Source organism: Rhodopirellula sp. MGV (genome assembly GCF_002251265.1).
GTDB lineage: Bacteria > Planctomycetota > Planctomycetia > Pirellulales > Pirellulaceae > Stieleria > Stieleria baltica_A.
Genome location: NZ_NPDI01000061.1, coordinates 69,106 through 82,180, shown reverse-complemented (window position 1 = coordinate 82,180; position 13,075 = coordinate 69,106). Strand labels below are relative to the sequence as shown.

The 13,075-nt window shown below is 54.3% G+C and carries 7 protein-coding genes and 1 rRNA gene; 5 read left to right on the top strand and 3 right to left on the bottom strand.

Going from position 1 to position 13,075, the window contains the following annotated elements:
• From rrf to CGZ80_RS21515, 5 genes are all read left to right on the top strand, one after another.
• Positions 1 to 97 (top strand): 5S ribosomal RNA (gene rrf / locus CGZ80_RS21535); the annotation flags it as partial.
• 670 nt (positions 98 to 767) lie between these two features.
• Positions 768 to 3,266 carry a hypothetical protein gene (locus CGZ80_RS21530; RefSeq protein ID WP_143544079.1) on the top strand — a complete coding sequence of 833 codons (2,499 nt, stop codon included), beginning with the start codon at positions 768 to 770 and terminating at the stop codon, positions 3,264 to 3,266.
• A 57-nt stretch (positions 3,267 to 3,323) separates the two neighbouring features.
• On the top strand, positions 3,324 to 4,358 hold the full coding sequence (locus tag CGZ80_RS21525) for an ABC transporter ATP-binding protein (RefSeq protein WP_094417744.1): 1,035 nt from the start codon (positions 3,324 to 3,326) through the stop codon (positions 4,356 to 4,358).
• A gap of 3 nt (positions 4,359 to 4,361) precedes the next feature.
• Positions 4,362 to 6,053, top strand: coding sequence for an ABC transporter permease (locus CGZ80_RS21520; protein ID WP_094417743.1), 1,692 nt, complete (start codon positions 4,362 to 4,364; stop codon positions 6,051 to 6,053).
• The gene (locus CGZ80_RS21515) at positions 6,029 to 7,927 is read left to right on the top strand and encodes a HEAT repeat domain-containing protein (RefSeq protein ID WP_094417742.1); all 1,899 of its coding nucleotides are present in this window, start codon (positions 6,029 to 6,031) and stop codon (positions 7,925 to 7,927) included. Before CGZ80_RS21520 ends, CGZ80_RS21515 begins: the two co-directional genes overlap by 25 nt.
• Positions 7,928 to 7,962: 35 nt before the next feature.
• Here the strand turns inward: CGZ80_RS21515 and CGZ80_RS21510 are convergent, their stop codons facing one another.
• The 3 genes from CGZ80_RS21510 to CGZ80_RS21500 all read right to left on the bottom strand — a co-directional run bounded on the left by CGZ80_RS21510 (position 7,963) and on the right by CGZ80_RS21500 (position 12,554).
• Entirely contained in the window at positions 7,963 to 8,790 is an 828-nt protein-coding gene (locus CGZ80_RS21510) for a PIN domain-containing protein (RefSeq protein ID WP_233148575.1), read from the bottom strand.
• 54 nt (positions 8,791 to 8,844) lie between these two features.
• Positions 8,845 to 10,038, bottom strand: coding sequence for a GIY-YIG nuclease family protein (locus CGZ80_RS21505; protein WP_094417740.1), 1,194 nt, complete (start codon positions 10,036 to 10,038; stop codon positions 8,845 to 8,847).
• 173 nt (positions 10,039 to 10,211) lie between these two features.
• Positions 10,212 to 12,554 carry a diguanylate cyclase gene (locus CGZ80_RS21500; RefSeq protein WP_094417739.1) on the bottom strand — a complete coding sequence of 781 codons (2,343 nt, stop codon included), beginning with the start codon at positions 12,552 to 12,554 and terminating at the stop codon, positions 10,212 to 10,214.
• Positions 12,555 to 13,075 lie beyond the last annotated feature (521 nt).

The window sequence follows — 13,075 nt, the reverse complement described above, 5'->3', positions numbered from 1 at the left end:
ATCGGAAAGGTCCCACCTGTTCCCATCCCGAACACAGCAGTTAAGCTTTCCGAGCCGATGATAGTGCCCACCAGCGTGAAAGTAGGTCTCGCCATTTTTTTATAAGCCCTTTAGTTCTTCGAACCAAAGGGCTTTTTTATGCGCTGAATGTAGTGGGAATTGACGCAAGCAGGCGGGGTGCGGACCGCGGATCGCCTCAAGGCTAGACTCCAGCGCGCATCCGGTTAGCCGTCACGCGCTAGCGTCGGTTCCGTCCCAGCTCTCCCCTCGGATTCGGCAAACGGCGTCGATCTGGCAAAGGCCTCGAACGGAGACGGGAGTCCGTGTGGTTTTGTGAACGTGTAGTCGTCGCTCGCGATGTCTCTCAATGGTCTCAGAGCCTCGGGGAACCGGGAATCCCCTCAAGGCGAGACACCAGCGATTGGAGACTAGCCTTGAGGTGATTTTCGCTCGCTTCATTTTGCTTGGCAGTACGGCTCAACATCGGATGCAACCAAGCAATTCGGATGCACGATGAAGGAGCTGGTGAGAATAGCTCTTGTTTCTATCGGGCTCGCGATTTACCTGGGCGGCAAAGTTTCTTTCGGGGTGTGAGGTTCTAATTGGCTTTGGGGGGCGTTAGGATCATGAGACCGCATTATGCCACTGCCTTGCATTTTTTGATCAATATGCAACGTCGCTTGCCCCACCTGCCTTGTGCACCTGCCTTTTTTGCCGCTTGGTTCCTTGCCATCTACGGCGTGGGCTGGGTCTCCTTGAATCACGCTGTGGCGCAGTCTCCGTCTGAGCAATCACCTGCGGGCATCACCATCATTCCTTCGATGGTGCAACGGGCATCGAGTAATCACTGGACGCCGTTGAAAGTCGTTGCGGTCAATCGCGGCTCACAAGATCGCAACGAATTGATTTCTGTCTATGTTGATGGTGAACCAAAGGTTCAATTCGCTGCTGACGTGTGGGTTCCGGCCGGGAGCCAACGGCAGGCTTGGGTGCCGGTATTGGTGCCGCCTCAGACCGAGGTTGGGCGTGTCAACATTCCGATCACTTCGATGATGTTGCAGTCCGGGCCTGACGGCGAGACCTTGCGGCCGGATTGGACTGACGCGGCCACCATTAAGCGTTCGCTGCTGCTGACGGAAGACGAAATCAACACCGGATTGATTTCAGATCCGCCAACGATTGATCTCGACGGAACGGAAGTCTATCGCATCGATCATTTGACCAAGTTGATTGATGTTGGCAGAACGTCTGCAATCCAAAACTCGATGGAGTTACCCAATATCGCGTTCAACGCGAACTTCCTTCCTGACACACACGGCGCACTTGATCAACTTGATCAAATCGTAATTGCAGGGAATTCCTTACGACACGATACGGCGGGGCTTTTGGCAGTCCGTCGATGGCTGCGTCGCGGCGGGCGATTGTGGATCATGTTGGATCAGACGGACGAAGACATCGTTCGCGACCTTCTTGGCGACGATGCCGTGTTCGACATCGGTGATTCGACAATGTTGAATCAATTTGAATTGCAGTCGTTCAATGCGGTCGGGTCAAACGACGCAGTTTCGGAAACGTGGGAATCCGAATCACCGGTTGAGTTCGTTCGCGTATTTACCAGTTCCGAAGATATCTCGAGTTCGATCGACGGATGGCCCGCGGCCTTCTGGCAATCAGTTGGTGATGGCGAAGTTCTCTTTACCACGTTGGGCGGCGAAGGTTGGCTGAATTCGCAGCGCGGCCCAATGAACGGTTTCACGTACTTTTCACGTCGGCTTTTTGAACCGCATGTCGAACCCTTTGACTCGGTCGCGGCGATGGCTCCATTGGTCAACGAACAGATCGGTTATCAAGTCCCGTCGCGTTCGACCGCCGCGTTCATGATGATTACAAACACAGTATTGATCGCAGCTGGTGGTTTGTGGTGGATGCGTATGAAGCGTTTGGAGCGGCTCGCGATCTTGATCCCTGCGGTCGCGTTGTTGACCGGCGGTGCAATGCTATGGATCGGCAAAAGTAACAGCGGCTCGATTCCGACCACGATCGCTTCCGGACAACTGGTGGTGATCAACGAGGCGACACAAGAAGCCGACATCCAATCCACGTATGCCGTTTATTGCCAAGACGAAACGCCGGTCGAATTGTCATCGAAAGCAGACATCTTTGTCCAACCGTTGGAATGGGCAAGCAATCGAACCAAGCGTGCACAATGGTCGGGTTCAGGTGAGAATCGCTGGATCCAGCCTGAACAACCGCCGGGCACGGTAGAGAATTGGTTCTCGAATACGTCGATGTTTGTGACAAACTCAACCAACACGTCTGACATCGGTTCCATGCCAACAATGCTTACGGGCTCGTTTAACGAGACCGGGTTTGTCGGGAATCTGGAACACGCCAGTTCGATGAAACTGGAGGACGCTTTCCTGGCTAGCTTCCCAGCACCGAGTTGTAGCGCGAAAGTAGCGATGTCTGATAAGGATGCTGCCATCACAGTCGGCCCGGATGCGGTTCTGACGGCGGGTCAGTTTGTCGACGCAACACTTCTTGATGACACGCAAACGCGAAGACAAGCACTTCTCCGTCAGCTTTTTGAATCTGGTGAGCAGAGTTTTTTGAAAGACGGTGTGCAATTGATGTTTTGGAGTGACCCACAGGACATTGGCATTGGTGTCTCCGAAGCGTTTGATCGGATCGGTACGTCTCTTGTGTCGATTCCAGTCAAACTCCGTGCTCCGGAACCTGGCACACGCGTGAGAATTCCGGCAACGTTCATCAAGACCGAATCGTTCACCAAGTCACGTGGGATGTCGTCCCTATTCAACCCGCGGAATGGACAATGGCTGACGGATGTCACCAAATCAACCGAAACCGACTTGCTGTTTCGGTTGCCTCCGGAGCTGGGCGACGTAGCGATCACACGCGTTAACGTTTCGATGCGTATCGCCGCGCCAGAACGGACTGTCGCAATCAAAGCCGTCCACGGCGACCAATCGACAACCGTTTTTGAAATCGATAGTCCAACGGGTTTGCAATCGTTTTCGATTGATGACGAATCCGTGCTTGATGCCAGTATCAACGGCGGCATCGTGTTAACACTCTCTGTCAGTTCGCCGATCGACGGTGCACCGGAAGCCGCGGATTCGGTTGTCATCTCACAGCAAACTCCTCAGACGAACGTGCCCCATCCGATCGTTGGTGAGATTGAAACAACGAACAAGACCTGGCAAGTCGATTCGTTCATTATCGATGTCGAAGGGGTCGCCAAGTAAACGTTTTTGTCAGTGCCTCGATCATACGCTCCAACCCGCTCTGTGAACTGATAGCCCGTGAATAAGCCTTCCCTCTCCAACGATGTTGTCGTCCAGACGCACGAGTTGACCAAACGCTACGACGAATTTACGGCCCTCGATTCGCTGTCGATTCAAGTCGGACGCGGTCAGATTCTAGGGTTCATCGGCCCCAATGGTGCTGGGAAGACGACCACGATCCGTATCCTGGTCGGACTTTCGCGCCCGACAAGCGGTTCGGCGAGCATCGCCGGTGCGGACTGCGTGACCGAAGCTCGTAAAATCAAACGTCTGGTCGGCTACATGCCCGATGACTTTGGCAAGTACAACAACATGCGAGTCGGCGAGTACTTGGATTTTTTCGGAGCCGCCTACGGCATTGGCCGACGCAAGCGGATGTTGCGGATTGACGAAGTCTTAGAGATCGCGGGCGCGACGTACATGAAAGACTTGTTCGTCGACGCACTCAGCCGCGGGATGCAGCAACGCGTCGCCATTGCACGCACTCTGATGCATGACCCCGAAGTGCTAATCCTGGACGAACCTGCCAACGGTTTGGACCCACAGGCCCGAATCGACATGCGAATCATGTTGCTTCGGTTGGCGGAGATGGGCAAGACATTGATCGTGACCAGCCATATTTTGCCGGAGCTCGCCCGCGTCTGTGACGTGGTGGCAATGATCACCAAAGGCAAACTGCGTGCGTTCGGAACGGTCGACGAAATCATGCGTGACATCAAACAGCGTCGCACGATGGAGATCCAACTGGTCGATTCGGCATCGGTCGATACGGTCACCGAATTGACAAACGCTTGGTTGAAAAACGGCAATGGTGAATCGACCGCCGAACCCGCGCATGCCGAAGCGATCGTGCGATTTTCGACAAGCCTTACGGACGCGGAACTGGCGCCGTTGTTGGGTCATTTGATCGAACGCCAGCAACTGATTTCACAATTCCGTGAAGTCCCGACTGACTTGGAAGACGCCTTCCTGTCTGTTGCCGGAAAAGGCGAAGACGCACCGCTCGCAGATTCGCATCCGACACCGGCCGACAACGAAGCGGTTGAGGCATAATCGATGGCGACACACACCACCGCAATCGCAGAAGAGTCCGTTGTTAATCCGATCGCGAAACGAGAATTTTTGGGCATTCTGCGTTCGCCGAAAGCTTTCGGTGTGCTGCTTGGCCTGACACTGATTTTTTCAGTGGCTGTTTTGATCCGTTGGCCGAGTGCCGGAACGGTCGACCTGAGCGGTACGCAGTCGATTCAGGTATTCCGCATGTTCGGGTACGGACTGCTCGCAGGCGTCGTGTTCCTGATTCCAGCTTTCCCGGCGGTCTCCATCGTCAACGAAAAGAATGACGGAACCCTCGCGTTGCTGCTGAATTCGCCGCTGACACCGCTGAAAATCTATCTCGGCAAGCTTGCCGGGATACTGATGTTCTCGCTGCTGGTGTTGATGGCAAGCTTGCCCGGTGCCGCTGCTTGTTATGTGATGGGTGGCGTCGATCTGTATTCAGGCATCGGTCGCTTCTATTTGTTGCTCGTCCTGCTGATCGTGCACTACGTGACATTGGCGATGTTGGTCAGCAGCTATGTTCACACGGCAGACGCCGGCGTCCGAATCACCTATACCGTCATCTTTATTACCGCCCTGTTGACGCTGTTGCCGGCAGCATTCTTTGTCGGCGACGCGGGCTTGATCGGTACCGCAGCCAACTACCTGCGAAGCTTGTCGCCGATTCCAGTTTTGACCGAACTGATGCAGCAATCCAGTCCCGGACAACGTGGACTGATCAGTCAGTCGACTTGGCCACGTTTCGCATTGTTTGCCAGTGTCAGTAGCGTGGTTTGTGCGATGTGGACTTTGTCGCGTCTGAATTACCGTATTTTTGACCGGTCGCGGGCCCAAGGAGTCATGACCGAAGACCGCAGTACGGGAGAGCGTTTGATTCGCCGCTTGATGTACATCGTCGACCCGCAGCGACGTAAAGCGGGCATCCCCTGGTACCTCAATCCAGTGATGGTCAAGGAATTTCGCTGTCGTCGATTTGGCAGATCTCAGTGGCTGTTCCGGTTGGTCGCGATCTCCGCCGTCCTGTCCGTCGCATTGACCTTTGCCGCCGCAACAAGTGTGACCGCGTGGGGAACGGAAACGATCGGCGGACTGATGGTGATTCTGCAAGTGATCCTGATCGTCGTTTTAACACCCAGCTTGGCATCAGGCCTGATCAGCGGAGAACGAGACGGCAGCGGTTGGGAACTGTTGCGTTTGACGCCTTTGTCGGCCAGCAAAATCGTTCGGGGAAAGTTGCTGAGCGTGCTTTGGACACTGACCTTGGTCCTGTTTGCGACGCTACCGGGTTATCTGGTGATGATCTACATTCAGCCGCAAATGGTTGTGCAAATCAAATTGGTGCTGATCTGTTTGCTGCTGACGGTGATCTATACCCTTGCGGTCAGCGCCGCCGTCGGCAGCCTGTTCCGCACGACTGCCACGGCAACAACGGTCGCATACATCATCGTGATCGCAATCTTCGTCACGCCCTTGCTGATCTGGCTCGGTCGCGATGCCCCGTTCGGCTACCAACTCGTCAATGCGGTCTTGATGACCAACCCGGCATGTGCCGCATTGTCGATCATCAAGACGCCTGGGTTCGAGATCTATGATCTGTTGCCAGGAGCTTGGTGGATCTCTGGCACATTGTCTGTTCTTCTGTTTGGACTATTTGGATTTCAGGTATGGCGACTGACACGGCCCGTTTGAAAAAGCCACTCTGGAAGTTTCGCCGCTACGCCGTCTGCGGGGCGCTGATCAGTGCGTTAGGTGTTCCAGCTGTGAACGCGCAAGTTCCAGTTGTCAACACCCAACAGGACACACCCAATCCTGACGCGGCACAAGAAAACCTCTCACGACAAGACGCTGTCTCATCACGGCTTCCAGAATCGATTTTGGAAGTCGACTATGTGATGTTTAACGACCCAAGCTACGACAATAATTCGCCGACGATCGAGATCACATCGGAAGCGATTGATGTCTGGCTAACCGCGCTGAAACGCCCCGAGACACAATTGCGTAGGCAGATCGTCGATACCGTTTCTGTCGCCAAACGCCGCGAGATGCCAGGGATCGAGAGAACGATTCCGACACTGTTGGAACTGATTGCTGATGAGTCGCTGGACGTCACGGTGCGACGGTCATTGATTGGAGCGTTTAGCACGTTTGACGATCCTCAATATGGCCCATTGTTAGCCGAGCAATCACGAAAGTACGGCAGCCCAATCGCAACTCTTGCAGAGCCGGTGCTTGCGCGTTGGAAAGACGTGTCGATGGTCGATGATTGGGCGAAACGATTGGCGTCGCCCAACATCCGAACAACGGATCTGCGCATGGCGATTGATGGATTAGGGGCTGTAAAACATCAAGCGAGCGCCGACGCGATTCGATCCATCGTTTTTGATCAGCGTAAACCGGCATCCGTGCGACTGTGCGCGGCCGAAGCCCTGGGGCATATCAAAGCGGAGGGCTTGGAAGCCGATGCGACTGAACTCGGAGATCAAACCGATGATCGAGTTGCCCCGTTACTCGCTGTCCGACTCTTGTCCGACCACACATCACCGGAATCGATTGAGGTTCTGCGTGGTCTTGCCGAACGTGACTTTGGGATCGTAAAAGCGGCTGCGCTCAAGCGTTTGTACGATGTTGATCCGACAAACGCAGTCGACTTGGCAAGAACGGCTGTGGGGCACCTGGATTTTGCAGTCCGCGACATCGCCTGCGAAATTTTGTTTGCTGTGAAGGATGAAGCAAATGTCGCTCCCTTGGCAGAACTTCTGCCAGATGAGAATCCAACACTTCGTCGAAAAGCCGCTTCGTACCTGTACCTGCTGGCGATTCAATCCGGCATGGTCGACAAAGTGATTGCCGAGACCTCCGGAATCCTCGATCAAGATGACTGGCGTGGCTGCGAACAAGCGACGCGCGTCTTGGTCAGCCTTGATCACAAACCGGCCGGTGACCGTTTAGTCGATTTGATGCGGCACCCGCGTGGCGAAACCATGATCGCCGCGGGATGGGGCCTAAGGTTACTTCGCCAGAAACAACACCTCGGTGCAATGCTGGGCAGGGCGAATGAGATCTACGATGGTTTCGGTAGTAAGGAATTGAACACTGATTCGCCGGGAGTCCACGACCTGCAAACACAGCTCTTTTTGGCATTCGGGCAATTGGACTACACAGCCGCTGAATCGCTGATGCGGACTTACGTTCCTCGGAACTTGACGCTCGGTGACCGTGCCCGTGGTGCGGCGTGTTGGTCTTTGGGCATCATGCACGAGGGCGAAGTCGTCGACGAATTGGTTACCGAGATGATGGCTCGCCTGCGCGATACCAAAGCGTTGATCCCAGAATACGACACCGTGCGTCAGATGTGTGCGACGAGCATGGGACGGATGAAAGCGGAACGTTCATTGCCAGCGTTGCGTGAATATGCGGCAATGGATCGTGTCGGACGAGCTTGCTTTTGGGCGATCGAACAAATTACCGGTGAACCGTCTCCGCCACCCGGCAAAGCCCCGATGATGAACTACCACGACTGGTTTCTTAAGCCAATCGATACTGGCGAAAATTCGGCCGAGTGATTCATTGCGGCGATTCAGTGACGCAACGGTTCAGCCTAATTCGTGATCGGATTTGCTGCCGCACTGGGTCCAGAAACTGAAGGGAGCTGAACTTGCACGGGACGTTGCGTCTCGTTTTTCGCAAAGCAATACACGATCCGTTCCCCATCGAATTTGATCACGCCTGCTTTTTCGAGGCTTTCTTTCAGCTTCTTGATTTGCTTTGTCTCTAAATTGCGATCGAAACTATTGCGTAGCCAATTGGCAAGGCCGTCACGCCGAGACGGCCGACTGTCAGGATTGGCCTCCAGCCATCGTTTGACTTTGGCAATCAGTTGCGACATATCGTCTGCAGGTTTTGCCGGGACTTTGGGAACCGGCTTCGCGGGGCTGTTGATCGGGCTGGCTTCTGAAACGGGAACACTACCGCCCGCTGCTGAGATCAAAGGAGTTAGATCCTCGTGACGCCAGACACGTTGCTTTTGCCGATTCAAGTGATCGACTAGCGGATCGAATCCCTTGTCTTTCGAGATGATATGGAATCGCGACTTTGGTGAAGAATCCCAGAGTTTGCCGATGTAGTACGCGATATGGAAATCGAGTGCGTCTTGAGCTTGCCCTGAAATCTTCACGTACCGACCGGAGTCACCCAGAGACTGCATAGCGAAAGCAAAATCGAATTGGATGGCTGATTGGTTCGCTCCAACGAATACCAAGACGAAGTAGTTCTTTTGCCGAAGCTTTCGGAGCTGTTTCGGCTGAACGTTCTCAAAATCGATCAGCACGTAGCTTGGTGGATCTTGAATCTGGGATTCGGAACTGGTTGGCTTCGACATACCGATTGATTCAAAGTTAGCGGCCGCCTCATCGATCGACCGAGACACCGCAAAGAGACACTTCACCGCGGCGGCAAACCATGTGAGATGCCGAGGATTGGACTAGGACGCCCGAGCCTTCATGGAACGGCGATAATACTTTCGTCCCGATTGTTCAGGAGCGAACGTATGATCGAGTTCGTGTCGGTTTTTGCGGAACCAAGACGCGACTAAACCCAGCGTGTATGGGAAGGGGCCATTCACCCGATCGGACGGTCCCTCAAGAATAGCACGCCAATGGGCGATCGTCGGCTTCATTGCCGAATAAGCGTCACGGCCAACCGGAGTCGCGGCGACTGCAATGACTTCGCCACCATGCAAGAGATACCAGTTGTGGCATCCGTCGTATCCAGGGACCGCATAAACAAAGCTGTATCGGCGACGTGCTTCGGCGAGCATCGTCAGTTTGCGATGAACGTACTGGATCGACTTTAAGGTTTTATGTGCCCGGCCGGCCAACTCGTATTGTTGATTTGCCGCCGCAGTCGCCATTTGACTCTCCAGCGATGTGAGCGGTTCATCGTTGAAGCCGTCAAGAAAACTTTCCGCAGCACTCACCTGCGCCAGATACTCCGGACGGGTACATGCCGCAGCACACGGTCCGCTGCAGGTGCCCAATTCGAAACGGAGACAGCCCGGTCGGTGATCCAAATCGAACAAGGAGAGCTGTTCCGAAAACTGAAACACTTGCTGTTGGCTGCAATCTCGCAATCGGAACACTTTGTTAAGTGCATCGACGGCCAAATTCATTCGACTGGTTCCGAAGAACGGCCCCTGGATCGCAATGTATTCGGGAGGAACTTTTGGAGAGAGAAAAAACGTCGGTACAGCCCCACGGCCCAAACACAGGTAAACCGGGCGCTGTCGCTTGGGGACGCCTTGGACGTTCCAGCGAGGCGTGAACTGACGAATCAATTGCTGTTCACGAAGCAACGCGGCAAATTCGCTCGGCTGCGTTTCCCACTGGATCACTCGCGCATTTTCAATGATCCGTCCGGCTTTTTCGTCTTCATTCGTCGGACTGAAATAACTCAACAGACGGTTGCGCAGCGATTTACTCTTGCCGACGTAGATGAGTTCGCCATGCCGGTCCAACATTCCATAGACACCGGGCACTCGAGCACAAGACTCGACCACCTGCTGCTTAAGCTCCTCTTTGCGGAGCCCACCGACGACCTCGATCGGACGCACGCCACGAGGATTGAACGGATCGATACCGAACCCAAATTCCTCGCGATTAGGCGATAATGCATCCACCGGCTGTTCCTCCTTGAGAAGCTCCGTCTTTCAACCACTGTGCACATTATGACGGTTTTGCAGTTCGATGTGAAATCGAAAAATCAAAACCCATTTCGATCCCCACAGCAGCGGGGAACGCTGTCACATTGGTTCCCACGAACGCTCCATTGAGCAGTCCGTAGCTGACTCGTTTACTCCACCCGCGGTGTCACCGCCAAGGAAGCATCAGTGTCCGCACCGGTCACTTCGGACTGGGCATTTCGGCAGATTTCCAGCAGCTCGTTGGATTCCCGTAACAATTCCACCCAAGAGATTTCGTCGGACGAGGCCCGATCGCGAATTTTCCCGGCAGCTCCGGCGATCGCTTGCCGCCCAGATTTTTGTGCAAATTTTGAAAGCCGATCCGCCAGCGCGAACAGCGTGTCTGCATCCTGCGATTCGATTGCCCCCGCCAAACGTTCGACCTGCAATCCGATTTGCATTGCCGCAACAGTTCCCGTTGTGGCGTCACCAGGATCGGGGCGTGAGGTGATGATTGAAGCAAACGTACGCACCAAGTCGGGCGCGAATTGAGTCCCGCTCGACCGTTTCAATTCTTCGATCGCAAGCTCATGCGAACAGCCTTTGCGATAGACCTGGTCCGAGACCATCGAGTCATAGCTATCACAGATCGCCAGCAGGCGAGCAGAAGTCAACGACTCGGTAGTAATCTCTGAAGTTGGTTCGACGCCGAAGGGGACGCGGCAAGCTTCCAGTATCGCGGTCAGCTTTTTGTTGTCGAAGGCGGTTGCAACCAAGTCGACACCGATTCGTTCGAACTGCTTCATCAGAGCCATCTCGCTGGGACTCAGCTTGCTCGGTTTAAGCAGCACGTCATCGGGAACGCCGACCTTTCCAATGTCATGCAACAGCGCCGCGACTTCGATAATCGCATGGTGCTTGGAATCCAAGACTTCTGGGGCAACTCGGGTACAAAGACTGGCGACCCGTCGGCTGTGTGCGGCGGTTTCTGGATCTCGATACGCCAGTGAGTTTAACACCGCATTGACGGCTTGATAGGGAATCGGGCTCTCCGGTTCGTCACGGCCGGTATTGTCGATTTCCATTTCGTCCAGCTTCGGATCGTAAGGAACCACACAGTTCCGGCCGCCGCGTTTCGCGGCGTATAGACACACGTCCGCTTGGTTGATTAAGTCTTGAGGAGTTTCCGCTTTGTGGCGTGTTTCAGAGACACCGATACTGGCAGTCAGTTTTAGTTCTGCGGGCTCTTCAAACGTAATTTGTTCAATCGCGATCCGAGTGTCTTCTGCCACCCGAATAGCCATTTCAAAGGACATCCCTGGAAGCAGCACACAGAATTCCTCGCCCCCGTAACGACACACCAGTCCGCGGTTCCCGTGTAGTTCCAAAAGCACACGTGAGACTTGACGCAACACTTCGTCACCGACGGCGTGTCCGTAGGTGTCGTTCACGTTTTTGAAATGGTCATTGTCGATCATGATGCACGACAATGGTTTTTCTTGGATCGCCGCCGCACTCCAAAGCTTGCCGAATCGTTGGAAGAACGCGCGACGGTTCAAGCACCCCGTCAATGCATCCTGCGTGGCCAGGATTTCGAGCTCGCGATTCTTGCGTTCAATCTCGTCACGGCTCTCGCGCAACATCGACAACATGGTCTCGAGTTCGGCACGATGTTCTTCAATATGAGTCACGTCGCGAAACGTTGCCAAAGCACCACGTCGTGAATCCCCGCCACCGATCGGCGCGGCATTCACCGAGAAAATTCTCCGCCGACCGTTTTCGACTTGCAGATTAAGGATCTGTTCGGTCACCGTCGCCGATTCGTCGATCGCGGTCATCCAAGGGAATTCCGTAGCCTCATCGTCCTCGTTGATCCATGGCAGATCATTCGCGCTTGATTCAGCCAACAGCTCACAAGGAACATTGACCGTGTCTGCGAACGCACGGTTAGCCAAAACGATGTTCGCTTTTTCGTCGAGTACCAATAGTCCTTCGGCTAGAGTGTCAAGCGCTTGCCGAACACGATCGGGAACCACTTGGGTGTTAGTAAACACCCTCATTACTTTGCCGACGAAGAATGTGTAGCCAAACAGGCCGGCAATGCAATAGAACGCCAATAACCGAAGGAGAGGGTGCTCGGTGAGCGCTCCAAACCGAGTCTGGTCAGGCGCTCGAAAACAGAACTCGACATTCCCCCAGGGCCGCCGGTTCAAAGTGATAGGAACGCTAATCGAATCCATTCCTGCTGAACCAGTCAACGCGCGGTCCCATAGCTCATCGTGATGCCCCGCTTCGACTTTTAATTGTCCGCGATTGCTACGGACTCCGATCGAAATCAAGTCGTCGTCACGGTCAACGATTGTCTGTGCCGCGACACGAAGATCGATCCATTGCTGCTTACGGACATGCGACGCAGCATTAATCGCAACCGACTCGGCAAGACGCCGACGCGAGTCACTCTTAATCTGCGCAACATCCGGCAGCAAGCCAAACCATTGGCTTCCCAGTATCAAGCTAGCGCCTAGGCAGACTAGGGCGAATGCTAGCCGAATCGATTGGAAATAGACCCTACCCAAAGCTGGAAAAATGTTGCGGCGAGTATGGATGAAAACGTTCCCCGAGTGCTGGCCACAACCCCCTCGCTACAGTCGAAACTGAACGCGATCTAGATCGTTCGCCAACGTCGAAGTTTTGCTTTCGCGTATCAATTCGGCGCCGACGTCTGCCAATCCATCTTGATGGCTCCACAAAAGTTATTCCGGCAGGTGCAACCTGAGCGATCGCGCCGATCGTAGCGATGCGTAATTACGTCACCCGATGGCGTACAAGAGAATCGAAAACGTTTTGCTTTCGTTTTACCCCCTTCCAGAGTACTGACCGACTTGCAGTGACTTTGACGCTGGTAGCGATTCTCCGAAGCCGACTACCTGGGATAGTTCTTTTAGGCATCCACAAAGAAACCGTGATGGTCATTTCGACCGATTCAGAATCTGGATGCCTATCTGCGAAAAGCAGAGAAGGTGTACGGAAGCAC

Bases quoted from the DNA above. Each gene is read 5' to 3' on its own strand.
- CGZ80_RS21520 (WP_094417743.1), top strand. From the start codon at position 4,362: ATGGCGACACACACCACCGCAATCGCAGAAGAGTCCGTTGTTAATCCG.
- CGZ80_RS21515 (WP_094417742.1), top strand. From the start codon at position 6,029: ATGGCGACTGACACGGCCCGTTTGAAAAAGCCACTCTGGAAGTTTCGC.